General features: G+C 72.5%; 25 protein-coding genes and 1 pseudogene. 13 read left to right on the top strand and 13 right to left on the bottom strand.

All coding sequences use genetic code 11. The annotated features are described in order from the left end of the window. Window positions 1–63: 63 nt before the first annotated feature. Window positions 64–711, top strand: a complete 648-nt coding sequence (locus AB0N16_RS23990) for a TetR family transcriptional regulator (RefSeq protein WP_351711899.1) — start codon at window positions 64–66, stop codon at window positions 709–711. A 63-nt stretch (window positions 712–774) separates the two neighbouring features. On the opposite strand, the gene AB0N16_RS23985 is transcribed toward AB0N16_RS23990, so the two are convergent. Beyond that, window positions 775–1,227, bottom strand: a complete 453-nt coding sequence (locus AB0N16_RS23985) for an Lrp/AsnC family transcriptional regulator (RefSeq protein WP_365799822.1) — start codon at window positions 1,225–1,227, stop codon at window positions 775–777. Window positions 1,228–1,309: 82 nt separating this feature from the next. Here AB0N16_RS23985 and AB0N16_RS23980 point away from each other — a divergent pair, with 82 nt between their 5' ends. Continuing rightward, window positions 1,310–1,927: a LysE family translocator gene (locus AB0N16_RS23980; protein WP_365799820.1), complete on the top strand. Its 618-nt coding sequence runs from the start codon at window positions 1,310–1,312 to the stop codon at window positions 1,925–1,927. Window positions 1,928–1,981: 54 nt separating this feature from the next. Here AB0N16_RS23980 and AB0N16_RS23975 read toward each other — a convergent pair whose 3' ends face one another. Together AB0N16_RS23975 and AB0N16_RS23970 are read right to left on the bottom strand one after the other, a co-directional pair. Next, window positions 1,982–2,446 carry a nitroreductase family deazaflavin-dependent oxidoreductase gene (locus AB0N16_RS23975; protein WP_365799818.1) on the bottom strand — a complete coding sequence of 155 codons (465 nt, stop codon included), beginning with the start codon at window positions 2,444–2,446 and terminating at the stop codon, window positions 1,982–1,984. Beyond that, a complete protein-coding gene (locus AB0N16_RS23970; protein ID WP_365799816.1) occupies window positions 2,443–3,627 on the bottom strand; it encodes an acyl-CoA dehydrogenase family protein in 1,185 nt (394 codons plus the stop codon). Before AB0N16_RS23970 ends, AB0N16_RS23975 begins: the two co-directional genes overlap by 4 nt. 99 nt (window positions 3,628–3,726) lie before the next feature. Between AB0N16_RS23970 and AB0N16_RS23965 the strand changes: the two genes are divergently transcribed. Beyond that, window positions 3,727–4,896, top strand: a complete 1,170-nt coding sequence (locus AB0N16_RS23965; RefSeq protein WP_365799814.1) for an acetyl-CoA acetyltransferase — start codon at window positions 3,727–3,729, stop codon at window positions 4,894–4,896. A 322-nt stretch (window positions 4,897–5,218) separates the two neighbouring features. Beyond that, a complete protein-coding gene (locus tag AB0N16_RS23960) occupies window positions 5,219–6,226 on the top strand; it encodes an expansin EXLX1 family cellulose-binding protein (RefSeq protein WP_365799812.1) in 1,008 nt (335 codons plus the stop codon). A gap of 8 nt (window positions 6,227–6,234) precedes the next feature. Here the strand turns inward: AB0N16_RS23960 and AB0N16_RS23955 are convergent, their stop codons facing one another. Then, window positions 6,235–6,702, bottom strand: a complete 468-nt coding sequence (locus AB0N16_RS23955) for a hypothetical protein (protein ID WP_365799810.1) — start codon at window positions 6,700–6,702, stop codon at window positions 6,235–6,237. A 153-nt stretch (window positions 6,703–6,855) separates the two neighbouring features. On the opposite strand from AB0N16_RS23955, the gene AB0N16_RS23950 reads away from it, so the two are divergent. Continuing rightward, window positions 6,856–7,527: a pyridoxal 5'-phosphate synthase gene (locus AB0N16_RS23950; protein WP_365799808.1), complete on the top strand. Its 672-nt coding sequence runs from the start codon at window positions 6,856–6,858 to the stop codon at window positions 7,525–7,527. A 257-nt stretch (window positions 7,528–7,784) separates the two neighbouring features. Here AB0N16_RS23950 and AB0N16_RS23945 read toward each other — a convergent pair whose 3' ends face one another. The 3 genes from AB0N16_RS23945 to AB0N16_RS23935 all read right to left on the bottom strand — a co-directional run bounded on the left by AB0N16_RS23945 (window position 7,785) and on the right by AB0N16_RS23935 (window position 10,003). Further along, window positions 7,785–8,621, bottom strand: a complete 837-nt coding sequence (locus AB0N16_RS23945) for a GNAT family N-acetyltransferase (RefSeq protein WP_365799806.1) — start codon at window positions 8,619–8,621, stop codon at window positions 7,785–7,787. Between the two features lie 148 nt (window positions 8,622–8,769). Beyond that, entirely contained in the window at window positions 8,770–9,375 is a 606-nt protein-coding gene (locus tag AB0N16_RS23940; RefSeq protein WP_365799805.1) for a GNAT family protein, read from the bottom strand. A gap of 187 nt (window positions 9,376–9,562) precedes the next feature. Next, window positions 9,563–10,003, bottom strand: a complete 441-nt coding sequence (locus tag AB0N16_RS23935) for an OB-fold domain-containing protein (RefSeq protein WP_365799803.1) — start codon at window positions 10,001–10,003, stop codon at window positions 9,563–9,565. Window positions 10,004–10,215: 212 nt separating this feature from the next. Between AB0N16_RS23935 and AB0N16_RS23930 the strand changes: the two genes are divergently transcribed. The 6 genes and pseudogenes from AB0N16_RS23930 (at window position 10,216) to AB0N16_RS23905 (ending at window position 17,662) form a co-directional block, all read left to right on the top strand. After that, window positions 10,216–11,868: a subtype B tannase gene (locus tag AB0N16_RS23930; protein WP_365800025.1), complete on the top strand. Its 1,653-nt coding sequence runs from the start codon at window positions 10,216–10,218 to the stop codon at window positions 11,866–11,868. Window positions 11,869–12,175: 307 nt separating this feature from the next. Next, complete coding sequence (locus tag AB0N16_RS23925; RefSeq protein ID WP_365799801.1) at window positions 12,176–13,333, top strand: NAD(P)/FAD-dependent oxidoreductase; 1,158 nt, start codon at window positions 12,176–12,178, stop codon at window positions 13,331–13,333. A gap of 38 nt (window positions 13,334–13,371) precedes the next feature. Next, window positions 13,372–13,661, top strand: a pseudogene (locus tag AB0N16_RS23920) (FAD-dependent oxidoreductase); the annotation flags it as partial. A 130-nt stretch (window positions 13,662–13,791) separates the two neighbouring features. Next, a complete protein-coding gene (locus AB0N16_RS23915; protein WP_365799799.1) occupies window positions 13,792–16,020 on the top strand; it encodes an acetate--CoA ligase family protein in 2,229 nt (742 codons plus the stop codon). Between the two features lie 7 nt (window positions 16,021–16,027). Beyond that, window positions 16,028–16,864, top strand: a complete 837-nt coding sequence (locus AB0N16_RS23910; protein WP_365799797.1) for an enoyl-CoA hydratase-related protein — start codon at window positions 16,028–16,030, stop codon at window positions 16,862–16,864. 165 nt (window positions 16,865–17,029) lie between these two features. Next, window positions 17,030–17,662, top strand: a complete 633-nt coding sequence (locus AB0N16_RS23905; protein ID WP_365800023.1) for a flavin reductase family protein — start codon at window positions 17,030–17,032, stop codon at window positions 17,660–17,662. 61 nt (window positions 17,663–17,723) lie between these two features. Here AB0N16_RS23905 and AB0N16_RS23900 read toward each other — a convergent pair whose 3' ends face one another. Together AB0N16_RS23900 and AB0N16_RS23895 are read right to left on the bottom strand one after the other, a co-directional pair. Then, window positions 17,724–18,293 carry a hypothetical protein gene (locus AB0N16_RS23900; RefSeq protein ID WP_365799795.1) on the bottom strand — a complete coding sequence of 190 codons (570 nt, stop codon included), beginning with the start codon at window positions 18,291–18,293 and terminating at the stop codon, window positions 17,724–17,726. A gap of 68 nt (window positions 18,294–18,361) precedes the next feature. Further along, window positions 18,362–19,675, bottom strand: a complete 1,314-nt coding sequence (locus tag AB0N16_RS23895) for an MFS transporter (protein WP_365799793.1) — start codon at window positions 19,673–19,675, stop codon at window positions 18,362–18,364. Between the two features lie 71 nt (window positions 19,676–19,746). On the opposite strand from AB0N16_RS23895, the gene AB0N16_RS23890 reads away from it, so the two are divergent. Further along, the gene (locus AB0N16_RS23890; RefSeq protein ID WP_365799791.1) at window positions 19,747–20,781 is read left to right on the top strand and encodes a helix-turn-helix domain-containing protein; all 1,035 of its coding nucleotides are present in this window, start codon (window positions 19,747–19,749) and stop codon (window positions 20,779–20,781) included. Between the two features lie 20 nt (window positions 20,782–20,801). On the opposite strand, the gene AB0N16_RS23885 is transcribed toward AB0N16_RS23890, so the two are convergent. From AB0N16_RS23885 to AB0N16_RS23875, 3 genes are all read right to left on the bottom strand, one after another. Beyond that, window positions 20,802–21,851 carry a Zn-dependent alcohol dehydrogenase gene (locus AB0N16_RS23885; protein ID WP_365800021.1) on the bottom strand — a complete coding sequence of 350 codons (1,050 nt, stop codon included), beginning with the start codon at window positions 21,849–21,851 and terminating at the stop codon, window positions 20,802–20,804. After that, window positions 21,851–23,005 (bottom strand): acyl-CoA dehydrogenase family protein, encoded by a 1,155-nt coding sequence (locus AB0N16_RS23880; RefSeq protein WP_365799789.1) that lies wholly within the window; start codon window positions 23,003–23,005, stop codon window positions 21,851–21,853. Before AB0N16_RS23880 ends, AB0N16_RS23885 begins: the two co-directional genes overlap by 1 nt. Window positions 23,006–23,291: 286 nt before the next feature. Then, the gene (locus AB0N16_RS23875) at window positions 23,292–24,206 is read right to left on the bottom strand and encodes an SDR family NAD(P)-dependent oxidoreductase (protein ID WP_365799787.1); all 915 of its coding nucleotides are present in this window, start codon (window positions 24,204–24,206) and stop codon (window positions 23,292–23,294) included. 86 nt (window positions 24,207–24,292) lie between these two features. Here AB0N16_RS23875 and AB0N16_RS23870 point away from each other — a divergent pair, with 86 nt between their 5' ends. Continuing rightward, window positions 24,293–25,219 carry a cyclase family protein gene (locus AB0N16_RS23870; protein WP_365799785.1) on the top strand — a complete coding sequence of 309 codons (927 nt, stop codon included), beginning with the start codon at window positions 24,293–24,295 and terminating at the stop codon, window positions 25,217–25,219. A 417-nt stretch (window positions 25,220–25,636) separates the two neighbouring features. Here AB0N16_RS23870 and AB0N16_RS23865 read toward each other — a convergent pair whose 3' ends face one another. Further along, window positions 25,637–26,113, bottom strand: coding sequence for an ATP-binding protein (locus tag AB0N16_RS23865; protein WP_362561704.1), 477 nt, complete (start codon window positions 26,111–26,113; stop codon window positions 25,637–25,639). Window positions 26,114–26,315: the final 202 nt, after the last annotated feature.

The raw sequence follows: 26,315 nt of genomic DNA, 5'->3' as shown, positions 1-26,315 counted from the left end.
CCCGTGCACCCCATTTGCAGTCGGCCGAATCGCGCTCCGATCACCCCTCGGTAAGCTGACGGCATGACAGGACAAGTGCGTACCGTCGACGGCCGCGTGGCCGGCCGGCGTGGGCAGGCGACCCGGCAGAAGCTGCTCGACTGCCTCAGCGAGATGCTCAGCTCCTCCCCTTACCGGGACGTCAAGGTCATCGATGTCGCCCGGAAGGCGGGTACTTCGCCCGCGACCTTCTACCAGTACTTCCCGGACGTCGAGGGCGCCGTCCTGGAGATCGCCGAGCAAATGGCCACCGAGGGCGGCCAGTTGACCGAGCTGCTGGCAGGCCGCTCCTGGGTCGGCAAGGCCGGCTGGGCGACCGCGCAGGAACTCGTGGACGGTTTCCTGGAGTTCTGGCGCAAGAACGACGCGATCCTGCGCGTGGTCGACCTCGGCGCCGCCGAAGGGGACAAACGGTTCTACAAGATCCGTATGAAGATCCTGAACTCGGTGAACAACTCCCTGACCGACTCCATCACGGAGTTGCAGTCCAAGGGCAAGGTCGACAAGGACGTGAACCCGGCGGCCATGGCCGGTTCGCTGGTCGCGATGCTCGCGGCCGTCGCCTCGCACCAGAAGGGTTTCCAGTCCTGGGGCGTGAAGCAGGCCGAACTCAAGCCGAACCTCGCGCTGTTGGTGCACCTGGGCGTGACCGGCAAGAAGCCCACGAAGTAACCCGCGCCCTGGGTCCTGTCAGGCAGGCGGTGGTTCACCGGAGGTGGGCCGCCGCCTGTCGCGCTATGCCGGGAGGGGCCGGTCCCGGACCACGTGCTTCATCACCAGGGTCGAGGTGAGGCGCTGTACGCCCGGCAGGGTCGCGAGCCGATCGTCGTAGAGCCGCTGGAAGGCGGCGAGGTCGGCGGTGGCCACCCGCAGCAGATAGTCGGGCTCACCGAACAGCCGCTGCGCGTCCAGCACATGAGGGATCTCCGCGATCGCCCGCTCGAAGTCGGCGACCGTGTCCCGGTCCTCCTGCCGCATGGAGACGAAGACCAGCGCCTCGAAGGTCAGCCCCACGGACGCCGGGTCCACCACCGCCCGGTACCCGCTGATCGCCCCCGCCCGCTCCAGCTCGCGCAGCCGCCGGTGGCACGGCGAGACACTCAGCCGCACCCGCCCGGCCAGCTCGGTCACGGTCAGCCGCCCGTCCTGCTGAAGCTCGGCAAGAATTTTCCGGTCCACGTCGTCCATGGAGAAGATTCTTCCCCGGAACCCCTGGACGTGAGCAAATTTCGACAACACTTTCGGGCTGTTCGCACCTAATGTCCCTGCCATGGACACCGGACCCCTGATCTCCTTCCTCGCCGTGGACCTGCTGCTGGTGTGCGTGCCCGGCGCCGACTGGGCGTTCGTGATCGCCGCCGGAGTGCGCGGCCGCTCGGTACCGCGCGCGGTGGCGGGCCTGGTCGCCGGGTACGCGCTGCACACGACGCTCGCGGTCGCGGGGCTCGCGGTGCTGGTGGCGAGTTCGCCCGCGCTGCTCACCGTCCTGACGGTGGCCGGAGCCGGGTATCTGGTGTGGCTGGGGTGGAGCGTGCTGCGGCGCCCGGCGGTACCGGTGGAGGAGGGAGAGGCGGCGGCCGGGACGGAGGGGCCGGACTTCTGGCGGGGTGCGGCGATCAGCGGCCTCAACCCCAAGGGCCTGCTGCTCTACCTCTCCGTACTCCCCCAGTTCCTGGTGACGAAGGGCGACCACGCCCCCGTGGCCGTCCAGACGGCCGTACTCGGCGCCCTCCACATGGCGGCCTGCGCGGCCGTCTACCTCGCCGTCGGCACCCTGGCCCGCCGCCTGCTGTCGGCGCGCCCGCGAGCGGCCCGGGCGGTCACCCGCACCTCGGGGGCGGCGATGCTGGGCATCGGCGCCCTCCTGCTGGCACAGCACGCGCTGTGACCGACCGCCGCGCCCTGGCGAGCCGCGCGGCACTCGCTGTGACCGATGAACCCGCTACGACGCGGTGAGCCGGAAAACCCGCAGCTCCCTGTCCACCCGCTCCTGGTAGGTCGCGTACGGCGGCCAGAACTCCAGGAGTTCACGCCAGGCGGCCGCCCGTTCGGCCCCCGTCAGCAGCCGGGCGGTGACCGGTATGTCCCGGCCCTTCCAGCTGATCTCCGCGGCGGGATGCCTGAGGAGGTTGTAGGTCCAGGCGGGGTGGTCGGTCCGGCCGTAGTTGGACCCGACGAGCAGCCAGCCGTCCTCCAGGGGCATGCAGGCGAGCGGCGTACGCCGGGGCAGCCCGCTGCGCGCCCCCGTGGAGGTCAGGATCGCCCCGGGCAGCATCTGCGCGCTGAGCAGCAGCCGGCCCCCGCTGAGCCGGTGCACGGCCCGGTCCAGGGCCGGGACCACATGCGGGGCGACCTTCAGGAACCCGCGGCTGGCCGCCGCCTTCCGCACCAGGCGTTCGCCGATCACACCGCCACCCCCCGTCCCTCGAACAGCCCCGCCGCGTCGGCGGCCTGCCCGCGCAGCCGGTGCACGGGCCCGAAGAGCAGCTCGTCCCCGGCCGCCCGCTTGAAGGCCAGATGCGCCTCGTGCTCCCAGGTGAACCCGATCCCGCCGTGCAGCTGGATCCCCTCCGCGGCGGCGGTCCGCAGCGCCTCCAGCGCCTGGGCGAGGGCCAGTCCGCCCGCCGGCTCCCCCTGGGCCGTCGCCCAGGCCGCGTAATAGGCGGCAGACCGGGCCGCCCGTACCGCCACATGCACATCGGCCAGCCGGTGCTTGACGGCCTGGAAGGACCCGATCGGCCGCCCGAACTGCTCCCGCTGCTTCACGTACTCCACGGTCCGCTCCAGCGCCCGGTCCGCGGCCCCCACGGCCTCGCCCGCGAGCACCGCGGCCACGGAGTCGCCGAGCGCGGCGAGGGCGGGCCGGATGTCGGTGTCCTCGTCGCCCACCGGTTCCGCGGCCACATCGCGCAGTTGGACCCTGGCCTGGGGGCGGGTCGGGTCGAGGGCGGTGCGCCGGGTCCGTACGACCCCGTCGGCGTCCCCCGCCACCAGGAAGAGCAGGACGCGTGAGCGGGCGTACCCACCGGCGTGCGCCGGGACCAGCAGCAGTCCGGCGCTGTGCCCGTCCAGCACCTGGTCGGCCTCTCCGTACAGCTGCCACCGGTCCCCCCGGTGCCGGGCCTGGACGCCGCCGGCCCGTCCGCCGCCGGCCCAGTCGCCGCCGCCGGGGCCGGTGAGCGCGAGGGCGGTGCCGAGATGGGCGCCGGGGACGGCGAGGGCGGCGGTGAGGCTGCCGTCGGCGATCCTCGGGAGCAGCTCGGCGCGTTGGGCGTCGGTGCCGAGGGCGAGCAGCAGCGGGACGGCGAGGACGGCGGTGGCGAGGAAGGGGGAGGGGGCGAGAGCGCGCCCCAACTCCTCCGCGGCCAGCGCGACTTCCGTGACGGAGCAGCCGGCACCGCCGTACGCCTCGGGCAGCGCGAGTCCGGGCAGGCCGAGTTGTTCGCCGAGGGTGGTCCACAGGGCGGGGTCGTGCCCCTCCGGCCTGTCGACGGCGGCCCGTACGTCCTCCGTCCCGCATCGCTTGTGGAGCAGTTCACGCAGGGCGCGCCGGATCTCGTCCTGCTCGTCGGTGAAGCGGGCGTCCATGACCGGACCTCCTGACGATCTGACGGCCCGTCATGTTAGGGGTACCGGATGCAGATGCACAGGGGCGGAGTGCAGCGGATCTGATGTACCGTCAGATTCATGACCGGACCCCGCAAGGTCGCCGTGGTCGGCGTGGCCCTGTCCGACTGCGGCCGCGTGGACGACGCCACCGCCTACGCCCTGCACGCCCAGGCGGCCCGCCGCGCACTGGCCGACGCGGGCCTCGGCCGGGAGGTGGTCGACGGCTTCGCCTCCGCGGGCCTGGGCACTCTGGCCCCGGTGGAGGTGGCCGAGTACCTGGGCCTGCGCCCCACCTGGGCCGACTCCACCTCGGTCGGCGGCTCCACCTGGGAGGTCATGGCGGCGCACGCGGCGGACGCGATCGCGGCGGGCCATGCCAACGCGGTCCTGCTGGTGTACGGCTCGACGGCCCGAGCCGACATCAAGGCGGGCCGCAGGACGGGTGACCTGTCCTTCGGCGCGCGGGGGCCCTTGCAGTTCGAGGTCCCCTACGGCCACACCCTCATCGCCAAGTACGCGATGGCGGCCCGCCGACACATGATCGAACACGGCACGACGATCGAGCAGTTGGCCGAGGTGGCGGTCCAGGCTCGGGCGAACGCGGCGCTGAACCCGGAGGCGATGTTCCGCACCCCGGTCACGGTCGACGAGGTCCTGTCCGGCCCGATGATCGCCGACCCCTTCACCAAGCTGCACTGCTGCATCCGCTCCGACGGCGGCGCGGCGGTGCTGCTGGCGGCCGAGGAGTACGTACGTGACTGCCGTACCGCGCCGGTGTGGGTCCTGGGCACGGGTGAGTGCGTCTCGCACGCGACCATGTCGGAGTGGGCGGACTTCACGGTGTCCCCCGCTGCGGTCAGCGGCGGACTGGCCTTCCGGCGGGCGGGCGTACGGCCCTCGGAGGTGGACTTCGCCGAGATCTACGACGCCTTCACCTACATGACCCTCGTCACCCTGGAGGACCTGGGCTTCTGCGGGAAGGGCGAGGGCGGGGCGTTCGTGGAGAAGGGGCGGCTGCGGGTCGAGGGCGGCGAGCTTCCGGTGAACACGGACGGGGGCGGTCTGTCGGCCCAACACCCCGGGATGCGGGGACTGTTCCTGCTGGTGGAGGCGGTACGGCAGCTGCGCGGTGAGGCCGGTGACCGGCAGGTGCGCCGGACGGACGGGGGGCTGCCGGAGCTGGGGGTGGCGTCGGGGACGGGGGGCTGGTTCTGCTCGTCGGGGACGGTGGTGCTGGGACGGGGGTGACAGCGGGGGCGGGGGACGACGACGGGAACCTTTCGAGCGGGGGCGACCTTTCGAGCGGGGGCGACCTTTCGGACCGCGGCCCCTTTCGAGCCGCGGCACCTTTCGGACCGCGGCAATCTTTCGGACCGCGGCAACCTTTCGAGCCGCGGCAACCTTTCGGACCGCGGCAATCTCTCGGACCGCGGCAACCTTTCGGACCGCGGCAATCTCTCGGACCGCGGCAACCTTTCGGACCGCGGCGGCGACCGCGTACCGGAAGCTTCGACGTTCAGGACGAGACGTTCGAAGGACGTGCACCGCCGAACCGCGTAAGGATCGCTCCGTGGCCTCCTCCTCACATCGCCGTCGCCCGCGTACGGACCAGAACTTCGAGTGGCGCCCGGTCCGCGGCCCCCTCCTCGCGGTGGCCGCGGTGGTCGCCGTCGCCCTGGTCGTGACCCTGGTCGTGGCCTTCCGCCCCGGCGACACGGCCGGCACGGGGCAGGGGGCCGCGGACCGGGCGGTGTCCGCGGCCTCGTCCACGGCCTCGTCGGAAGCCGAGGCGAGCACGACGGAGACGGCATCGGCGACGCCCTCGACGGGATCGTCGGCGTCGTCGAAGCCCACGGCGAGCGCACGGACCACGCCGACGGCGTCCGCGGCCCCTGCCACCACCCCGGCCCGGCGCGCGGCGGCCGGCACCGTCCGCACCCCGTCCACCACCACGGCCCTCGCGGCCGGCCGGATCCGGCCCGGCGCCTCCTACCAGGGGGTCGCCACCTCCTACGACGCCGGCAACGGCGACGGCGCCTGCTCGTTCGGCCCGACCGACGACGTCATGACCGCGGCGATGAACACCGCGGACTACGAGACGGCGAAGGCGTGCGGGGCGTATGTCTCGGTCCGTGCGGCGAGCGGCACGTCCATCACCGTACGCATCACCAACGAGTGCCCGGCGCCCTGCGCGGTCGGCCAACTGGACCTGAGCCGACAGGCGTTCGCGAAGCTCGCGCCGCTCTCGGCGGGCCGGATCGCGATCACCTGGAGCCTGCTGAGCCCCGCCACCTCGGACACGGTGTCGATCCGCTACAAGACCGGTTCCACCCAGTACTGGTGCGGCATCCAGGCGATCGGCCACCGCAACCCGCTGGCCCGCCTGGAGGTCCGCACCGGTGGCGGCTGGCTGGCGCTGACCCGCACCGGGTACAACTACTTCCTCTCCGAACAAGGCACCGGCTGCGGCGGCGAGCTCCGCCTCACCGACATCTACGGCGAGCAACTCACCGTGCCCGCACTCCCGGTACGCCCGGACACGGTCCAGCGGACCGGAGTCCAGTTCGCCCGGCACTGAGGGATGCCTCAGCCGCGCACCGGCACGATGCGGTGGCCACGGCGGGGGCCGGGGGCGTCGACGAGGGTGACGCCGATGTGCTTGCGGGCGATCACCCAGGCGGCGGGGGCGACGATCAGGGTCACGGCTGCCGCGGCCACGCTGAGCGGGAGGAGCAGAGGCGGCGACTGCCCGGCCGGGAGGGTCCGGCCGCCCTCGTGGACGACGTAGGCCAGCGAGGCGGCGAACAGGGCCAGCGCGAGCAGGGAGACAATGCCCCAGGTCAGGCGGATGCGCCGGGTACGGGCGTGGTCGCGGACCTCGGCGACGAGCCCGGCCGAGCAGACCGGGCACTCCAGCTCGACGCGGTCCCGGCCCGCGGCCGGCCGGACCACCCGGAAGTCACGCGCGGCCCAGGTGACGGTCGGCGTCCTGGGCCGCCCGGCGTCGCCGAGTACGTGGCGTACGGCCACCCGCACGGTCCTGGGTCCCCTCATGCCGGACAGTGTGGGGCCGGGGCACAGGTGTTCGCAGGGATTTGCGCGGTTGTGCCCGGGAGTTCCGGCACCCGGGCACCTCCGGGCACGCCGGGCCGCCGTACGAGGTCCTGATGGTGCGGCCGCGCGGGGTCCCCGAGTGATACTCGGCACATGGCAGCAACGGATCTTCACACGCTCCTGAAGTCGCTCCGGGTGTGGTCCCCCGAGACCACGGAGCTACGGCCGTTCGACCCGGCGTCGGCGCCCGATGCCCCGCTCCCCCTCTTCACCACGTGGTTCGCGGAGGCGGTGGCGGCCGGGCAGCCGGAGCCGCACACCGTGTCACTGGCCACGGCGGACGAGGAGGGCCGGGCGGACGTACGGATCGTGATGCTGCACGGCGCGGACCCGGACGGCTGGTCCTTCGCGTCGCATCTGACCAGCCGCAAGGGGCACCAGCTGAGCGCCCGCCCGTACGCGGCGCTGGCCTTCTACTGGCCGGTGCTGGGCCGCCAGGTCCGGCTGCGCGGGCCGGTCACCGCGGCGCCGTCGGAGGAGGGCCAGGCGGACCTGCACGCCCGCTCGACGGGCGCCCTGGCGGCGGCGCTCACCGGCAGGCAGAGCGGGGTCCTGTCCTCGCTCGAGGAACTGCGGGAGGAGTCCGAGGCGGCCTGGGAACGGGCCCGCGCCGAGCCGACCGCCCCCTCCCCCACCTGGACCCTCTACCGGCTGCGCCCGGAGGAGGCCGAGTTCTTCCAGGGCGACCCGGAACGGCGGCATGTCCGACTCCGGTACGTCGGGGAGGCGGACGGGACTTGGCGGAAGCAACTGCTGTGGCCGTGAGGCCGGTTCCGCACGGGCGCACACCCGGCTACGAGCGCCGGCCCCTCGCTACGTACGCCCGCCGTGAGCGCCGGTCCCTCGCTACGTACGCCGGCCGCGAGCGCCGGTTCCACACGACGCCCCGCGGGCCGTGAGCGCCGGTTCCACACGACGCACGCGGGCCGTGAGCGCCGAGCCGCACGGCGCACGCCAACCGTGAGCGCCGGGCCGCACGGCGCACGCCTGCCGTAGGCGACGGCCGTAGGCGCGGCCGCCTCCTACGCCCGCTCCCTGAAGTCGTACGCCGCCCAGTCGGCCACCGGCCGGTAGCCGATGCGCTGGTAGAGCGCGTTGCTGGTCGGGTTCGCCAGGTCCGTGAAGAGGAGGACCTCGCCGACACCCCGGCCCAGGGCCGCCCGGCTGACCTCCGCCGTCACCGCGCCGGCGTAGCCGCGGCCGCGCCGATCACGCGGGGTGTAGACGGGCCCGACCCGGGCCTGCCCGGCGACCGTGGGGGTCACACCGGCCATGGACACCGGGGTGCCGTCGAGGGTCTCCCACAGCGTGACGCCGCCGTAGGAGAGCCGGAAGTCGGCCCAGTCCCCGGCCGCCCGACCGCCCGGCAGGCCCGCGTCGGCGACGAAGCCGCCGTACCAGCGGATCAGCAGCTCCCGGTCCGATGGCCCGGCCACCCTCGCCCGGCCCTCCGGCACCGGAGCGGGGACCGTCAACTCGTCCAGCCGGTAGAGCCGTTCGAGGTCCTGGAGCTTTCCGGGCGTCCCGGTCCGCCGTTCCCATGCCGCCACGAACGCCTCCGCCGTGGCGCGTTCGGCGGCGAATCCGGAGACCGGGTGGCCGAGGTCGAGGAGCCGGGAGGCCAGCGCCTCGGTCTCGCCGGCCGTGAGGCGGGTGGTGCGCAGGGCGTACGGCGGGGTGTGCAGCAGGGCCGCGCCCACGCTGCCGTCGCTCCGGGTCAGGTAGCCGAGGAACGGGGGCCGGTCGCCGTACGCCGACGGGCCGCTGTGCCGCATCTGCTGGGTCACCGTCAGATGGACGGTGTGCAGGTCCGGGCGGGAGCCGAGGAAGTCCTGGGCGTGGTCGAGGAATTCGTCCACGTCGGAGGTGAAGTGCCAGTCGGCTGCGTCGGATGCGCCGGACGCTTCGGATACGGGGGAGGCTTCGGATGCGGGGGAGGCTTCGGATGCAGGTGTCTCAGGGGCCATGTTCGATGGTCGCTGCCGGCCGCCACCCCCCGCACGTGAATTAAGCCAGCGACGGCTCCGGGTCCGAGGCGAGGCGGGCGTGCAGGTGGGCGTCCCGGAACGCGTTCGGGCGGCCCGCCTCGAACATCGCGCCCCGCAGCGTCCCCTCGTACGGGAAACCGCATGTCTGCGCTATCCGGCAGGACGCCTCGTGGCCGAGGGCGTGCCCCAGCTCCAGGCGGTAGAGGCCCAGCTCGGTGAAGGTCCAGCGGGCGGCCAGGGACAGGGCGTGGGTGGCGACCCGACGGCCCCGTGCCTCGGGGAGCACCCAGTAGCCGACCCGGGCCGAACGGGACACCCGGTCGATCATGTTGATGCCGATGTGCCCGAGGGTCGTACCGCTGTCCGCGTCCGCGATCCGGAACGGCACGCAGCCGCCGGCGGCCGCCTGCTCCCGCTGCCTCAGCAGCGCGGTACGGGCTCCGGCGAGGTCGATGTCCGGCTGGAGCGGGGTGTTCCAGCGGAGGAAGTCCAGGTCGGTACGGCCGCACAGCCAGGCCTCGGCCTGGGGCCGCGAGTCCGGGTTCCAGTGGTCGAGGCGCAGGCCGTGACCGTGCGGGGTGACGTCGGGGCGGCGGGCGGCGGGCTGTTCGTCGGTCTGGGCCATGGGGTCATTGAAGCCTCTGTGCCGGGTGATGGCCCAGCCCGTTTCGGCGCGCCCCTTGTTCCGGCGGCCCCCTGCCCCGCCCGCGCCCCGCCCTGACCGCGCCCTGCCCCGCCCGCGCCCTGCCCCGCCCGCGCCCCGCCCTGGCCGCCCCCTGCCCCGCCCGCGCCCCGCCCCGGCCGCTCCCCTTTCAGCGCGCCGCGGGGCGGAACACCGGCACGCCCTCCCGGTAGGCGACCACCAGCTCCAGTCCGGCGCGCGGCTCGGGCGTGTCCACCAGCTCGGTCATCATGCGCGGGCCCTCCGCCAGGTCGACCACGGCGGCGACGTACGGGACGCGGTCGCCGAAGGGCGGGAGGTCGTTGCGGTGCACGACGGACCAGGTGTAGAGGTTCGCACGGCCGGACGCGGGCTCCCAGGCGACGTCCTCACTCCAGCAGTGCGGGCAGAACTCCCGGGGGTAGTGGTGGGCCCGGCCGCAGGAGCCGCAGCGGCGGAGCAGGAGCCTGCCCTCGGCCGCCGCCTCCCAGTAGGGGCGGGTGAAGGCGTCCGGTTCGGGGAGGTCGTACCGCCGGGCGGCCGCGCGGGTCCGGTCGGCGGTCGGCGCGGTCGGCGCACTCGTCGCATCCATGAATCTGACGTTATGTCAGTTGGGTGCGGGGGCCCAGAGGGCGGTGGGCAAAAGCTGTGCGTTTCCCATGGGGCTATGGGTCAGCCATGAATCCCGGCAGATTGTTGACGATTTTGTCGACGGGAATTACGTTCGCATGCGCAAGGCCAAGGAGCCCGCACACGAGAGGCAGCAAGGTGAAGCACAGGGCAGTGAAGCGCAGGACCGTGGTCATGGGCATCGGCGCCACGGCCGGTGTCGCGGCAGTCGGCGGGATCGCCCTCAGCGCCCAGGCGTCGAGCGACTCCTCGTCGGGTTCCTCGGGGACCCTGAGGTTCGACCCCGACGCGTACACGAAGCTGACGACGACCGTCACGGACACGGACGGCGACGACCACTCGGTGACGTACCACTTCTGGAAGGCGATCACCTACGTCGCCGACCCGGTGGACGAGACCTACCAGTCGCTCGTCGTCAGCGCCCCGGTCGAGATCGACGGCGAGACGGTCGACCCGACGAACGCGCCGATCCTGTTCGCCAACTCCGTCGGCGGGTACATGCCCTCCTCCGTGGCGGACGCCACCGGTGTCGGCGCCGGCGGCATGAGCGCCGGCGGCGGTGCCCCGAGCGGTGCCCCGAGCGGTGCCCCCACCGGCGGTGCCGCGCCCAGCGCCTCGGCCTCCACCACCTCCAACGCGAACGGCAACACCAACGCCACCGGTGGCGCCACCGCCTCCAACCAGCTGCTGGCGCTGCTCGCCGGTTACGTCGTCGTGGAGCCCGGCGCCCGCGGCCGTACCCTCAAGAACTCCGACGGTGAGTACTACGGCACCGCCCCCGCCGCGATCGTCGACCTCAAGGCGGCCGTGCGGTACGTGAAGGCCAACCGCGGTCTCATACCCGGCGACGTCGACCGGATCGTGTCGGCCGGCACCAGCGCCGGCGGCGCCCTGTCCGCGCTGCTCGGCGCCTCCGGCGACAGCCCGATCTACGACAAGTACCTCAAGGAGATCGGCGCGGCCGACGCCTCGGACGCGATCTTCGCGACCGGCGCCTGGTGCCCGATCACCGACCTGGAGCACGCCGACGGCGGCTACGAGTGGAACTGGGGCTCCAACGTCACCCAGTCCACCGGCAAGGTCGTCGACCAGACCGTGTCGAAGGACCTGCGGGCGCAGTTCGCCGAGTACCAGGCGAGCCTGAAGCTGCGCGGTCTGGACGGCTTCGGCCCACTGACGGCCCGCAACTACGACCAGTACCTGCTCGAGCAGTACCTGGAGCCGTCCGCCACCACCTACCTCGCCGCCCTGTCGGACTCGGACCGCGAGACCTATCTGGCCGCCCACACCTTCATCACGTGGTCCGGCGGCAAGGCCACCTTCGGCTGGGACGACTACCTCACCCACGTCGGCGCCCGCAAGAAGACCACCCCCGCCTTCGACGCCTTCGACCTGTCCGCCGGCGAAAACAATGAGTTCGGAGCGGGTACGACCGAAAGCCGCCACTTCACGGCCTACGGCGCGAAGAATGACTCCACCGGTCTCAGCACCAAGCGGGTCGCGAGCGACGTCCCCGAGAAGCTGAACCTGATGAACCCGATGTACCACCTGGTGGAGAAGGTCAACGGCAAGCGCGCGAAGCACTGGTGGATCCGTCTCGGCACCAATGACACCGACACCTCGCACGTCATCTCCGCGAACCTGGCGGCCCGTCTGGACAACCTCGGTGACGACGTGAACCACCTCTACTACTGGGACCAGGGCCATGGCGCCAACACCGACCCGGGCGACTTCATCACCTGGATCGCCGAGGTGACGGGCTTCGGCAAGGGCAAGAGCAAGGGAAACAGCGGCGACAGCGACAGCACGAAGGGCGAGCGGGACTGAGAAACCGCCGCGGAAGTAAGAACCTCTCACAATCGAGATAGGCCCCTCACGACCGCGATAGCCTCCCCGAACGCGGTGTTCCTTTCTCGTCTGTCTAAGGACACCGCCCACCCGCGCCGTCGGGCTCCCGCGCACCGGAGCCCGGCGGCGCGGGCCTTTTCGCGCCCCTTCTTTTCGCGGTTTCCGTTCAGAAGAAGTGGGCTACGTCACAAGTCCCACCCACTTCTCCCAAGGGTGTGATCAATCCGCAACCAATTCCGGTCTTGACCGAGACCCATCAACGTAACGCGTGATTACGCTCCCGCCCATGGCCGTGTTTCCCCCCACCGTTTCGCCCGTCTACGTCATCGGCGCCGGCCCCGGAGGGCTCGCGGCCGCGTACGCGCTGCGAGCCCGGGGCATCCGCGCCGTCGTCCTGGAGAAGTCCGACGACGTCGGCTCCTCCTGGCGCCACCACTACGACCGCCTCCGTCTCCACACCACCCGCCGTCTCTCCGCGCTGCCCGGGCTGCCCATGCCGCGCCGCTTCGGCCGCTGGGTCTCCCGCGACGACGTGGTGCGCTATCTGGAGAAGTACGCCGAGCACCACGAACTGGAGATCGTCACCGGCGTCGAGGTCTCCCGGGTGGAGCGCTCGCCCGACGGCGACGGCTGGCTGCTGCACGCCTCCGGCGGCCGGGAGCTGACCGGCTCCGCAGTGGTGGTCGCCACCGGCTTCAACCACACCCCGCACATCCCGGACTGGCCCGGCCTGGACACCTACGGCGGCCGGTTCCTGCACGCCGGCGAGTACCGGAACGCCGAGCCCTTCGCCGGGCAGGACGTCCTCGTCGTCGGCGCCGGCAACACCGGCGCCGAGATCGCCGTCGACCTGGTGGAGGGCGGCGCCTCCCGGGTACGGCTCGCCGTCCGCACGGTCCCGCACATCGTGCGCCGCTCCACCGCCGGCTGGGCCGCCCAGTACAACTCCGTCCTGGTACGACGCCTCCCGGTGTCCCTCGTCGACCGGCTGGCCCGCGCGATGGCCAAGGTCAGCGTGCCCGACCTGGCCGCCCAGGGCCTGCCCCGCCCCGACACCGGCCTCTACAGCCGGGTCGGGCAGGGCGCCATCCCGATCCTGGACGTCGGCCTCGTCGACGCGGTGCGGGAGGGGAAGGTGGAGATCGTGGCCGCCGTCGACGGCTTCGAGGACGGCAAGGTCACCCTCGCCGACGGCACCCTCATCTCCCCCGACGCGGTGATCGCCGCGACGGGATACGTGCGCGCGCTGGAGGACCTGGTCGGCCACCTCGGCGTCCTCGACGACCGCGGCCACCCGGTCACCCACGGCCCCCGCACCCCGAAGAACGCCCCCGGCCTCTACTTCACCGGCTACACCAACCCCATCAGCGGCATGTTCCGGGAGATGGCGATCGACGCGGAAAAGATCGCGAAGACCATCGCCAAGCGACAGCGAACGACGTAGACCGAACGCCCCGACCGACGGGGACCGAGCACCCCCGGCAGGTCATGGCCGCCGTCCCGGCCGACTACGCCAACCACTTCGGGGACAAGGCCGAATCTCCCACCTCCTTCGTGCTGCAACGCTGGGACAATGAGGGCTTCTCACGGGGCGGCCCGGTGGCTACGCGCCGCCCGGTGTGCTGACCGAGTACGGGGCCGCGCTGCGCGAGCCGGTGGGCGGGGTCCGCTGGGCCGGGACGGAGACCTCCACGTTCTGGACGGGCTTCATGGACGGGGCGGTGCGGTCGGGCGAGCGGGTGGCGAAGGAGGTGCCGGCCGCCCTCGGCTAGCGGCGACGGGCGGGGCCAGGAGCGCTTTCGGTCTCAACTTTGCGTGCAGACCAGTTCCTGACGCAGTGTCAGTTCAGTAATCTGACACTGCGTCAGTTTATTGTGCTGTCACACAGGAGCGGGCGGAACGATGCTTGGATCAACCCACGGCACCCTCACCACCGACTCCCGCCGGGCCCGGGTCATCGCCTGCGGTGAGCAGCGACCCGGACCCGCCGTCCACGGCCGGACGGCCGACGCGGACGAGCAGGACGTCAGCGGACGGCCGCTGTACGCGGACGTACCGGATCTGGACAGGTTCTTCCGGCCCGAGTCCGTCGCCGTGATCGGCGCCTCGGACGCCGAGGGGCGGCCCAACACCGGCATCACCCGGCAGATCCTCGACTGGGCCGAGCGGGTCGGGGCCCGGGTGCACCCGGTGCACCCGGCCCGGCCGTCGGTCTTCGGCATCGCCTGCGCTCCTTCCGTCGCCGACCTGCCCGAGCAGGTCGACCTCGCCGTACTCCTGGTCGCCGACCCCCTTCCGGTGATCGAGGAACTGGCCGAGGCCAAGGTGCGGTTCGCCGTCGCCTTCGCGTCCGGGTTCGCCGAGACCGGTGAGGAGGGGGCGGCGGCCCAGGTCCGGCTCGCGGCCGCCGTACGCCGCTCCGGGCTGCGGCTGCTCGGCCCGAACACCAACCTGAACGCCTTCGAGCGGTTCCGGGACGACCTGGACGGACCGGCGATCGCGCTGATCACCCAGTCAGGGCACCAGGGCCGGCCCGTGTTCGCCGCCCAGGAACTCGGCATCCGCCTCTCGCACTGGGCGCCCACCGGCAACGAGGCCGACCTGGAGACCGCCGACTTCATCTCCTACTTCGCCGAGCGCCCCGAGGTCGGCGCCATCGCCTGCTACGTCGAGGGCCTCAAGGACGGCCGCGCCTTCCTGCTGGCCGCCGACCGCGCGGCCCGCCGCAAGGTGCCGGTGGTCGCCGTGAAGGTCGGCCGCACCGAGGCCGGCGCCCGCACCGCCGCCTCCCACACCGGCAAGCTGACCGGCGCGGACGAAGTGATCGACGCGGCGCTGCGCCAGTACGGCGTGATCCGCGTCGACGGCCTCGACGAGCTCCAGGACACCGCCGCCCTGCTGGCCCGGGCCCGGCCGCCGCACGCCGACGGAGTGGTCGTCTATTCGATCTCGGGCGGCACGGGCGCGCACGTCGCCGACCTGGCGTCCGGTGCGGGGCTCCGGCTGCCGGTGCTGTCCGAGGCACTCCAGGCCGAGCTGCACCAGTGGATACCGGAGTATCTGAACGTGGCCAACCCGGTCGACAACGGCGGTCATCCGGTGGGCGACTGGCGCGGCCGGAAGATCATCGACGCGATCCTCGCCGACCCCGGGGTCGGGGTGCTGATCTGCCCGATCACCGGCCCCTTCCCGCCGCTCAGCGACCGGCTCGTGCGGGATCTGGTCGACGCGGCCGAGGCGACCGACAAGCTGGTGTGCGTGGTGTGGGGTTCGCCGGTCGGCACCGAATCCGCCTACCGCGAGGTCCTGCTGGGCTCCTCCCGGGTGGCCACCTTCCGCACGGTCGGCAACTGCCTCACCGCCGTCCGCGCCTACCTCGACCACCACCGCTTCGTCCGCGCCTACCACTCCCCCTTCGACGAGGCGCCGCGCACGCCGTCGCCCTCGTACCGCAAGGCGCTCGCGCTGATGCGGCCGGGGCAGCAGCTGAGCGAGCACGCGGCGAAGCAGCTGCTGCGCGCGTACGGCATACGGGTGCCGCGCGAGCAGTTGGTGACCAGCGCGGCCGCCGCCGTGCGCGCGGCGGGACTGGTCGGGTACCCGGTGGTGATGAAGGCGTCCGGCGCGCAGATCGCCCACAAGACCGAGCTGGGCCTGGTGAAGGTCGGGCTGACCTCCGCCAGCCAGGTCCGGGACGCCTACCGGGAGCTGACCGACATCGCCCGCTACGAGGGCGTCGCCCTCGACGGCGTGCTGGTCTGCCAGATGGTCGAGCGGGGCGTGGAGATGGTGGTCGGGGTCACGCACGACGCCCTGTTCGGGCCGACGGTGACCGTCGGGCTGGGCGGAGTCCTGGTCGAGGTCCTGCACGACGCGGCCGTACGCGTGCCGCCGTTCGGCGAGGAGCAGGCTTGGGACATGCTCGCCGAACTGCGCGGGCGGGCCCTGCTGGACGGGGTCCGGGGGCGGCCGCCGGCCGACCTCGAAGCGCTCGTCGAGGTGATCCTGCGTGTCCAGCGGATGGCCCTGGAACTCGGCGACCAGCTCGCCGAACTCGACATCAACCCCCTGATGGTGCTGCCCGAGGGGCAGGGCGCGGTGGCGCTCGACGCGCTGGCGGTGTGCCGCTGAGATGAACATGTCCCATTCCCCCCGTGAGCCCTCAAAGGCTGAAGAGCCGGAAATTTCCGTTGAGTCATTGGTACTGCACGCCACTGACAATCAGGTCGCGCAGATCACCCTCAACCGCCCCGAATCCCTCAACGCCATCACCCCTGACCAGCGGGAACGCATCATCCAACTGCTTTCCGAGGCCTCTGCGGACCCCTCGGTACGGGCCGTGGTCGTCACCGGGACCGGCCGGGGATTCTGCGCGGGCGCCGACCTGCGCGGCGGCGCCACGGCCGAGCGCCTCCCCGGCGACGTGGCCCGCACCATCCGGCTCGGCGCCCAGCGTCTGGTCGCCGCCGTCCTCGACTGCGAGAAGCCGGTGATCGCGGCGGTCAACGGCACCGCCGCCGGCCTCGGCGCCCACCTCGCGCTCGCCTGCGACCTGGTCCTGGCCGCCGAATCCGCGCGTTTCATCGAGGTGTTCGTCCGCCGCGCCCTGGTCCCCGACGGCGGCGGCGCCTACCTCCTCCCCCGCCTGATCGGCCCGCACCGCGCCAAGGAGCTGATGTTCTTCGGCGACACCCTCTCCGCGCCGGAAGCGGAACGGCTGGGCCTGGTCAACCGGGTCGTAGCGGACGAGGAGTTGGCCAAGACGGCACGGGACTGGGCCATCCGGCTCGCCACCGGCCCGACGCGCACCCTCGCCCTGACGAAGCAGCTGGTCAACGCGTCCCTGGACAGCGACCGGGCGTCCGCCTTCGCCGCCGAGTCCGCCGCCCAGGAGATCAACATGACGACGCGGGACGCCCAGGAGGGGCTGCGGGCCTTCGTGGAGCGCAGAAGCCCGCAGTTCCGGGGCCGGTGAGGCCGTCGTGGTGAGCGGAACGGCCGGCGGCCCGGGCCGACACCCCCGAGGGCAGGGTCGGCAGGAACATGCCTTCCCACCCTTGGGCGCAGCGCACGAAGCAGTCGTACGACCCGCGGCGCCGACCTTCCCATCTGACGTGTCGTCAGCTTCAATGAATGGATGATGGGACACGCAGGGGCGGCCGCGGCCGCCGTCCGCTACCTCAGGTCGGCCCCCGCGCCGGGGCCCCTGGAGGCCTTGCCGCGCCCGGAGTTGCGGTGTGTGCGCGCCGACGAGCGGGCGCCGGTCGACCCGGCGGAGTTCCGGCGTGTGCTGGGGAACTTCGCGACCGGGGTGACCGTTGTCACCGCACCAGCCGCCGAGGGTGAACCCTCCCCCGCCGGCTTCGCCTGCCAGTCCTTCTCCTCCCTCTCCCTCGACCCGCCCCTGGTCTGCTTCATGGTCGGCCGTACGTCGGCCACCTGGCCGCGCATCGCCCGCGCGGGCGTCTTCTGCGTCAACGTCCTCGGCTCGGGCCAGGGCGAGCTGTGCCGCGCCTTCGCGGTGAGCGGCGCCGACAAGTTCGCGGGGGTCGCCTACGACACGGCCCCGGTGTCGGGCGCGCCGCGCCTGACCGGCGCCGCCGCCTGGATCGACTGCGCGATCCACGCCGTCCACACGGGCGGCGACCACCTGATCGTGGTGGGGCGGGTGAACGCGCTGGGCGCGGCCGACCCCGCCGACGGACCGCTGCTGTTCCACCGGGGGCGGTTCACCGGGCTCGGAGCGGACGGCCAGGACATGTCCGGCCGGTGAGGTGGCGGAGGCGGATGAAGGCGGCGGTCCCGCCCGGTTGCCGAGGAGTCACGGAGAGGGGTTACAGAGGTGCCCCCTCCACCCTGCCCGTGAACCGGCCACCCACTTGATCGGCGAGCCAGTGCACGCGGGCGGTCTGGTCACCCTTGCGGTCCCGGACGTGCACGTGGACGGTGTGGTCCTGCGACGGCTCGTCCTGGTAGAGGTCCCGGGAGTTCACGGTCAGGGTGAGGTACGCGTACTTCTGCGAGATCGCCTCCAGTCCCGCTTCGGGAACCGCGGGCCAGGCGTCCAGATCCCAGCGAACAGCCGCGGGATCCGGTCCCAGAGCGGCGATGAAGGGCTCAGCGCGGTCCAGCGGACGCCCCCAGTCGAACACTTGGATCGGCAGGCAGTCCGCGGGGTCGTCGCCGGCCTCCGACGAACCGTGCTCCTGGCCGGCGGACGCCCACCACACGAGGCCGGGCAGTACCTGACGTACTCGCGCCAGGACATCCGGCGACCTGATCACGGCTTCGAAGTCGACCTCTCCCTGATCGATGTCCGCCAGGCCCAACAAGGTACGCACCGCGCGTATCGCTTCCGGCAGGTCGGCGGTGGTGAGGACGGCGGCCGCGGTGGAGTTGCTCATCCCAGAACCATAAGACGCGACTCCGCACCGGCCCGAGCCGGTCCCGGACGGCTCCCGACGGTCTCCCTCTAGACGGCCAGGGCGGGCACCACGGCCGTCGGCCGGCGCCGGATCACCAGGGCCATCAGGGCCGCCGCCGCGCACAGGGCACCGGAGGCGTACCAGACCATGTCGTACGTGCCGAAGACGTCGCGGGCGACACCGCCGAGGTAGGCGACGAGGGCCGCGCCGATCTGGTGGGAGGCGAGGACCCAGCCGAAGACGATGGCGCTGTCCTCGCCGTAGTGCTCCCGGCACAGGGCCAGGGTGGGCGGAACGGTGGCGACCCAGTCGAGGCCGTAGAAGACGATGAAGAAGATCATCGGGGGGTGGATGGCGGGCCCCAGCAGCATCGGCAGGAAGAGCAGGGAGAGGCCGCGCAGGGCGTAGTAGACGGCGAGCAGCCGGCGGGGTTCGAAGCGGTCGGTGAACCAGCCGGAGGCGATCGTGCCGACGACGTCGAAGACGCCGATGACCGCGAGCAGCGAGGCCGCCGTGGTGACCGGCAGGCCGTGGTCGTGGGCGGCGGGCACGAAGTGGGTCTGGACCAGGCCGTTGGTGGAGGCGCCGCAGATCGCGAAGGTACCGGCGAGCAGCCAGAAGGGCCCGGTGCGGACGGCGGAGAGCAGCACCCCGACCGTCCGGCGCGCGGCTCCGGTGACCGGCGCCGGCTTCGGCACGAAGTCCGCCGCGCCGTACGGCTTCAGGCCTACGTCGGCCGGGTGGTCGCGCAGCAGCAGCCAGACGAAGGGGACGACCGCGAGGGCGGCGAGGGCGACGGTGACGGCGGCCGGGCGCCAGTCGTACCGCTCGACCATCCAGGACAGCAGCGGCAGGAAGATCAGCTGGCCGGAGGCGGAGCCGGCGGTGAGGATGCCGCTGACCAGGCCTCGCCGGGTGGTGAACCAGCGGTTGGTGACCGTGGCGGCGAAGGCGAGGGCCATCGAGCCGGAGCCGAGGCCGACCAGCAGGCCCCAGCACAGCAGCAGTTGCCAGGCCGCCGTCATCCACACGGTCAGGCCCGAGCCGACCGCGATCACGGTCAGGGCCACGGCCACCACCCGGCGGATGCCGAAACGATCCATCAGTGCGGCCGCGAACGGCGCCGTGAGCCCGTACAGCGCGAGGTTGACGGAGACGGCCGCGCCGATCGTGCCGCGCGACCAGCCGAACTCCTGGTGCAGGGGGTCGATGAGCAGACCGGGCAGCGAGCGGAAGGCGGCCGCGCCGACGATCGTGACGAAGGTGACGGCGGCGACGAACCAGGCACGGTTGATGCGCGGTGAGTGGGTCGGCTCGGAGCCCTCGGCGAGGGCGGCTGCGGCTTCACTTGTCTGGGTCACGCCATACAGCTTCGGCCAGCGGATTCACTCCATCGAGTGGCCCGGAGGACAGTATTCGCTAGGATCGGGCCATGAGCAGTGACCCCGGCTTCCGCCCGCACCGAGTCGTCGTCCTCGCCCTGGACGGTCTGCTCCCCTTCGAACTGGGCATCCCGCACCGCATCTTCGGCCGGCCCAAGGACGCGCGGGGACGGCACCTGTACGAGGTCGTGACCTGCTCGGTCCGGCCGCCGGGGCAGGTCGAGACCGACGCCGACTTCGCGGTCCACGTGCCGCACGGCCCGGAGGCGCTGGCCACCGCCGACACGGTGGTCATCCCGGCGTCGTACGAGCTGGGCCCGGTCTTCGAGCAGGGCGTCCTCACCCCCGAACTGGCCGCCGCCCTCGCCCGCATCCGCCCCGGCACCCGGCTCGCCTCCATCTGCACCGGCGTCTACGTGCTGGCCGCCGCCGGTTACCTGGACGGCCGCCCGGCGACCACGCACTGGGCCGAAGCGGAGCATCTCCAGCGGCTGTTCCCGCAGGTCAAGGTGGACGCGAACGTCCTCTTCATCGACGACGGGGACGTGCTGACCTCCGCCGGGGTGGCGGCCGGCATCGACCTGTGCCTGCACATGGTCCGCCGCGACCACGGTACGGCCGTCGCCAACGAGGTGGCCCGCCGTACTGTCGTCCCCCCGCACCGGGACGGCGGCCAGGCCCAGTACATCCACCGGCCGGTCCCCGACCCGCAGGTCGCCGGCACCACAACCGCCCGCGCCTGGGCCCTCGCCCGCCTGCACGAACCCATCCAGCTGCGGGACATGGCCGAGCAGGAGGCCATGTCGGTACGGACCTTCACGCGCCGCTTCCGCGAGGAGACCGGCATCAGCCCCGGCCAGTGGCTCACCCAGCAGCGCGTCGAACGCGCCCGGCACCTCCTGGAGTCCACCGAGCTCTCCATGGACCAGGTGGCCCGGGACGCCGGCTTCGGCACGGCCCAGTCGATGCGGCAGCACCTGCAGACAGCGCTCGGCGTCACCCCGACCGCCTACCGCCGGACCTTCCGGACCGGCACCGGCGAAGCCCACCGCCCCGGCGGCGTCGGCATCGGCGTCGGGCACTGACCTCCCGGCCCGCCGCGGCACTAGAACGTGAGCACGCCCCGTGCCACCCGCCCCGCCTCCGCGTCGGCGCGGGCCTTCTCGAAGTCCTCCGCCGGGTAGATCTCGGTCACCAACTCGTCGAGCATCAGGCGCCCTTGGCGGTACAGCTCGGCGTACAGGGCGATGTCCCGCTGGGGGCGGGAGGAGCCGTAGCGGCAGCCGAGGATGGACTTGTCGAGGAACATCGAGGCGACGACGAAGGACGCCTCGGCGGTGGCGGCCGGGGTGCCGAGGAGGACGGCCTGGCCGTGCCGGTCCAGGAGGTCGACGGCCTGCCGGACCAGCTCGACCCGGCCGACGCACTCGAACGCGTGGTCCACGCCGGTCGGCAGCAGGTCCTTGACGCCGTCCGTCGAGGTCAGGAAGTCGGTGGCGCCGAACTGCCGGGCCACCTCCTCCTTGGCCGGGTTGGCGTCCACGGCCACGATCCGCAGCGCTCCCGCGATCCGGGCGCCCTGGATGACGTTGAGCCCGATCCCACCGGTGCCGATGACCAGCACGGTGTCGCCGCGGTCGACGCGGGCGCGGTTCAGCACGGCGCCCACCCCGGTCAGTACGCCGCAGCCGATGAGGGCGGCCGAGGTCAGCGGGATGTCCTTGGGAATCCGTACCGCCTGCACGGCCTTGACGACCGTCCGTTCCGCGAAGGCCGAGTTGGACGCGAACTGGTAGACGGCCCGGCCGCCGCGCGTGAACGGCTTCTGCGGCCGCCCTATGGCCTTCCGGCACATGGTGGGCCGCCCACGGTCACAGTCGGCGCAGGCACCGCAGTTGGCGAGGGTGGACAGCGCCACATGGTCCCCGGGCTCGACATGGCTGACGCCCACACCGATCGCCTCCACCACCCCGGCACCCTCATGTCCGAGCACCACAGGGACGGGGAAAGGTATGGTCCCGTCCACCACGGACAGATCGCTGTGGCACAGCCCGGCCGCCGCGACGGAGACCAGTACCTCCCCGGCCCCCGGCTCCCGCACCTCCAGATCGTCGACGACCTGCACCTGTTTCCCGTCGAACACCACACCACGCATCACGACTCGACCCCCTTCGGTTCCCTCGGCAGACCGAGCACGCGCTCGGCGATGATCGTGCGCTGGACCTGGTCCGAGCCGCCGTAGACGGTGTCGGCCCGGGAGAACAGGAACAGGTGCTGGGCGGTGTCGAGTTCGTACGGCGCGGCGGCCGACCAGTCGACCGGGCCGACGCTCGCGCCGGCGCCCCGCACCAGCACGGCGAGCTCCCCGAGCCGCTGGTGCCAGCTGGCCCACAGCAGCTTGGCCACGCTGGGCGCGCCGGGCTCGGCGGCCGAACCGCCCAGTGTGCGCAGGGCGTTCCAGCGCATGACCCGCAGCTCGGCCCACTGCCGCACGAGCCGCGCCCGTACGACGGGATCGTCGGCGGCGCCGGTCGCCACGGCGTCCCGCACCACCCGTCCCAGTTCCTCGGCGAACCCGATCTGCTGGGCGAGGGTCGACACCCCGCGCTCGAAGCCGAGCAGGCTCATGGCCACGCGCCAGCCGTCGCCCTCACCGCCGACGACATGCTCCAGGCGCGCGTGCGCCCCGTCGAAGAAGACCTCGTTGAAGTCGCTGGTGCCGGTCAGCTGGCGGATGGGGCGGACCTCTATGCGGCCCGGCTGGTCCATGGGCACGAGCAGGAAGCTGAGTCCGTGGTGGCGCCGCGAGCCGGGTTCGGTCCGCGCGAGCACGAAACACCAGTCGGCCTCGTGCGCGAGCGAGGTCCAGATCTTCTGCCCGGTGACGCGGTAGCCGTCGGTCTCGCGTACGGCCGCGGTCCGCACTCCGGCGAGGTCGGAACCGGCGCCGGGCTCGCTGTACCCCTGGCACCACAGCTCCTCGCCGGCGGCGACGGGCGGCAGGAAGCGCGCCTTCTGCGCGTCGCTGCCGTGGGCGATGAGCGTCGGGGCGAGCAGGTTCTCCCCGATGTGCCCGGAACGCGGGGGCGCCGCCGACCGCGCGTACTCCTCGGCCCACACGACCTGCTGGCTGAGCGTGGCGGTCCGGTTCCCGTACCCGCCCTCCGGCCATCCGAGCCCGATCCACCCGGCGGCCCCGAGGGTGCGCTCCCAGCCACGCCGGTCCATACCGGATGCGGCATGCGCACCGAGCCAGGTCCGGACTTCGCTGCGAAACACCTCGTCCTCCGGCGCTGCGCCGAAATCCACGGTGACCTCCAGAAAAACGTCGGGGCTACGGCCTTACGAGAACCGCCGGGCACCGCCGTCTTGGCCGATCGCCGTCGCGGCGGAGAGAAGTCAGGGGCCGGCAGGGTGCATGGACTGCGGAAACGGACGACCCAGCGAGCGAGGACCGTGAACGCCGGTGTAAACAGCCGACCCAGCGAGCGAGGACCATGAACGCCGGCGTGAACAGCCGACCCAGGGGCGCGGGGAACTGCGCGAACAACCCGGACGACGCCGCACCCGCGCACGCACCGCACCCCCCTGCCCCCTAGGCGTTCGGCCGGCTTCCGGACCGCGCCGCCGTCTCCATCGCCGTCAGCCGCTCCAGCATCGGCATCGGGTCCGTCCCCACACTCCCGGGCAGCGCCTCCGCGATCCGCTCCGGCGTCCAGGAGCCCGCTTCGGCGTACGCGGCCCGCAGCTCCCTCGGCTGGGCCCAGACCGCGATCTTCGGGCCGGCCACCGTGTACACCTGCCCGGTGACCCCCGCGTCCCGCGCCGCGTCGGAGAGCAGGTAGACCACGAACGCGGCCACGTCCTCCGGCTCACCGATCTCGGCCAATTCCATCGGCACGCCCGCCGACATCCGGGTCCGGGCCACCGGCGCCACCGCGTTCGCGGTCACCCCGTACTTGTGCAGGCCCAGCGCGGCACTGCGCACCAGCGAGATGATCCCGCCCTTCGCCGCGCTGTAATTGGCCTGCGCGACCGAGCCCTGGTGGTTGCCGCTGGTGAAGCCGATCAGCGTGCCGGCGCGCTGGGCGCGCATCACCGCCGACGCCGCCCGGAACACCGTGAACGTGCCCTTGAGGTGGGTGGCGACCACCGGGTCCCACTCCTCCTCGGACATGTTGAACAGCATCCGCTCGCGCAGGATCCCGGCCACGCACACGACCCCGTCGAGGCGCCCGTACGACGACAGCGCCGTGTCCACGACCCGCTGGCCGCCCGCCATCGTGGAGATGTCGTCGGCCACCGCGACCGCCTCCCCGCCCGCCGCCTCGATCTCCTTGACGACGGCCTCGGCGACCTCGCTGGTGGGCGATCCGCCGTCGACCGAGACGCCGTAGTCGTTGACGACGACCTTCGCCCCTTGGGCCGCCGCTCCCAGCGCGACCGCCCGCCCGATCCCGCGCCCCGCGCCCGTCACGGCGACGACCCTGCCTGCCAAGAAGTTCCCCACGCCCGGCCCCTTCCCGCGGTTTCTGACGGCCCGTTAGATTTTATGGCGCGCCGGACGCACGGACACAAGCCCCGGGGAGGATCCGGATGTCACTGCCCGCCGAGTTCCACGACATCGCCAAGCGCGTCAACAACTGGGGCCGTTGGGGCGCCGACGACGAGATCGGCACGCTGAACCTGATCACCGACGAGGTGGTACGGGAGGCGGCGGCGACCGTCCGGACCGGCCGCCGCGTCCCGCTCGCCCTTCCGCTCCGGCAGGACGGCGTGCAGACCGGCATGATCCCGGGACGGGTCAACCCCCTGCACTCCATGGTGCAGATCAACCAGGAGCTCTTCGGCCCGGGGACGGTGGCGTGCAGCGACGACGCCGTGACCATGGGGCTGCAGGCCGGCACGCACTGGGACGCGCTCACCCATGTCTCGCACTCGGGAAGGCTCTACAACGGCCGCCCGGCGGGGACCGTCACCGCGCATGGCGGTGCCGAGTTCGGCGGGATCGACAAGGCGCGGCACATCGTCTCGCGCGGGGTCCTGCTGGACGTGGCACGCGCGCGTGGCGTGGCGCGGCTGGCGGGCGGCCACGCGGTCACGCCAGAAGATCTCGACGCGGCGGAGGAGCTGGCCGGGACCGCGGTCCGCGCCGGTGACATCGTGCTGGTGCGGACCGGGCAGGTGCAGGTGTACCTCGCCGGGGACAAGCACGGGTACGGCTATCCGTCGCCAGGGCTGTCGGTGCGCACCCCGGAGTGGTTCCACGCGCGCGATGTGGCCGCCGTCGCCAACGACACCCTCACGTTCGAGATCTTCCCACCCGAGATCGAGGACCTGTGGCTGCCCGTGCACGCCCTGGACCTGGTGGAGATGGGGATGCTCCAGGGCCAGAACTGGAATCTCGAAGAGTTGTCCACAGCCTGTGGAGAAACCGGCCGGTACGCGTTCTGGCTGTCGGCGATGCCGGAGCCGTTCGTCGGGGCGACGGGCTCCCCGGTCGCCCCCGTGGCCGTGCTCTGAGGTCCAGGCGCGGCCGTTCTCCGGCAGTCCAGCGCGGGCATCCTCCGACCCTCCACGCGCGGCCGTCCTCCGACCCTCCACGCGCGGCCGTTCCCGGAGGTCCGTGCACTGTCGCCGGTTGAGGTCGGTGTCACGCCGAGACCGGCGTGACACCGCCCCTCCCCCATTCCCCCCTGAACCCGGACGGCTGCGCGCACCGGCCCGCCCCGAGCCCGGTCCCGCGCGCCTCCGTCCGGCTCGACCCACGCTCGACGAGGGCGTCCGGCCCCTCGCCGTCCCCTCGCGGCGAATCGCAGACCTCAAGCGTGAGCACACGGTCACAAGGCGTCAACACCTGTTCGGGGTTTTAGGACGTATGCCCCGGTTCATCATGGGCGCGCACGGATGCATTCCCCGGCGCATCACCGCACAACGGGATCACACCGCCTCGAAAGCCAGCCCCTCGAACGAGGCCAGGCCGCCTCCGTACGCCACCGCCGCGCCCTGCCGGGGTTCCGAACACCGGTCGAGTTCGCACCAGATGCGCTTGCCGGCGCCTTCGGGGCTCCAGCCCCAGCGGTCGGCGAGCCCGTCGACCAGGGCGAGACCGCGGCCGCCGGTCGCGTCGCTGTCGACGCACCGCGGTACGGGCGCGCGGTCGCTGCTGTCGGCGACCTCCAGCCGTACGGTGGCCGACTCCTCGGCGCCTCCGCGGTCCGCGCCCGGCAGCGAGAGCCGCAGCACGGCCGGGCAGCCGGTGTGCACCACGGCGTTGGTGACCAGCTCGGAGACGAGCAGGATCAGCGTCTCGGCCAGCGGCTCGTCCGCCGCTATACCGGACCCCGCGAGGCGCGAGCGCGCCCACCTCCTGGCCCGTCCCACCTCCGCGGGGTCGGGCCGGATCTCCAACTGCACTTGAAGCACCTGCACCGCTCACACCATCCGAACCGGCGGACACATGAACCCGCGCCGAACGAGCGCCACGACAAGGACCGCGACGACAAGGACGACAAGGGCCACGATCGTAGCCATTTTCTGCATGGCCAGAACAACGGCCAGAGCAAGGGTCACGGAACGTGATTCCCTTACGAGACAGCATGGTTGACGTACAGTCACC

Origin of the sequence: Streptomyces sp. NPDC051105 (assembly GCF_040682795.1) — a bacterium.
Taxonomy (GTDB): Bacteria; Actinomycetota; Actinomycetes; order Streptomycetales; family Streptomycetaceae; genus Streptomyces.
The sequence above is the reverse complement of the archived record's forward strand: the minus strand, read 5'-3'. Positions and strand labels throughout refer to the sequence as shown.

What these genes read in the sequence shown, in the direction of transcription:
- AB0N16_RS23990 (WP_351711899.1), top strand. Translation starts at nt 64, where the DNA reads ATGACAGGACAAGTGCGTACCGTCGACGGCCGCGTGGCCGGCCGGCGT.
- AB0N16_RS23940 (WP_365799805.1), bottom strand. Translation starts at nt 9,375, where the DNA reads ATGGCCCAGACCGACGAACAGCCCGCCGCCCGCCGCCCCGACGTCACC.
- AB0N16_RS23925 (WP_365799801.1), top strand. Translation starts at nt 12,176, where the DNA reads ATGGCCGTGTTTCCCCCCACCGTTTCGCCCGTCTACGTCATCGGCGCC.
- AB0N16_RS23985 (WP_365799822.1), bottom strand. Translation starts at nt 1,227, where the DNA reads ATGGACGACGTGGACCGGAAAATTCTTGCCGAGCTTCAGCAGGACGGG.
- AB0N16_RS23905 (WP_365800023.1), top strand. Translation starts at nt 17,030, where the DNA reads ATGGGACACGCAGGGGCGGCCGCGGCCGCCGTCCGCTACCTCAGGTCG.
- AB0N16_RS23935 (WP_365799803.1), bottom strand. Translation starts at nt 10,003, where the DNA reads ATGGATGCGACGAGTGCGCCGACCGCGCCGACCGCCGACCGGACCCGC.
- AB0N16_RS23970 (WP_365799816.1), bottom strand. Translation starts at nt 3,627, where the DNA reads ATGGACGCCCGCTTCACCGACGAGCAGGACGAGATCCGGCGCGCCCTG.
- AB0N16_RS23950 (WP_365799808.1), top strand. Translation starts at nt 6,856, where the DNA reads ATGGCAGCAACGGATCTTCACACGCTCCTGAAGTCGCTCCGGGTGTGG.
- AB0N16_RS23900 (WP_365799795.1), bottom strand. Translation starts at nt 18,293, where the DNA reads ATGAGCAACTCCACCGCGGCCGCCGTCCTCACCACCGCCGACCTGCCG.
- AB0N16_RS23910 (WP_365799797.1), top strand. Translation starts at nt 16,028, where the DNA reads ATGTCCCATTCCCCCCGTGAGCCCTCAAAGGCTGAAGAGCCGGAAATT.
- AB0N16_RS23930 (WP_365800025.1), top strand. Translation starts at nt 10,216, where the DNA reads ATGGGCATCGGCGCCACGGCCGGTGTCGCGGCAGTCGGCGGGATCGCC.
- AB0N16_RS23980 (WP_365799820.1), top strand. Translation starts at nt 1,310, where the DNA reads ATGGACACCGGACCCCTGATCTCCTTCCTCGCCGTGGACCTGCTGCTG.
- AB0N16_RS23915 (WP_365799799.1), top strand. Translation starts at nt 13,792, where the DNA reads ATGCTTGGATCAACCCACGGCACCCTCACCACCGACTCCCGCCGGGCC.
- AB0N16_RS23870 (WP_365799785.1), top strand. Translation starts at nt 24,293, where the DNA reads ATGTCACTGCCCGCCGAGTTCCACGACATCGCCAAGCGCGTCAACAAC.
- AB0N16_RS23965 (WP_365799814.1), top strand. Translation starts at nt 3,727, where the DNA reads ATGACCGGACCCCGCAAGGTCGCCGTGGTCGGCGTGGCCCTGTCCGAC.
- AB0N16_RS23890 (WP_365799791.1), top strand. Translation starts at nt 19,747, where the DNA reads ATGAGCAGTGACCCCGGCTTCCGCCCGCACCGAGTCGTCGTCCTCGCC.
- AB0N16_RS23885 (WP_365800021.1), bottom strand. Translation starts at nt 21,851, where the DNA reads ATGCGTGGTGTGGTGTTCGACGGGAAACAGGTGCAGGTCGTCGACGAT.
- AB0N16_RS23955 (WP_365799810.1), bottom strand. Translation starts at nt 6,702, where the DNA reads ATGAGGGGACCCAGGACCGTGCGGGTGGCCGTACGCCACGTACTCGGC.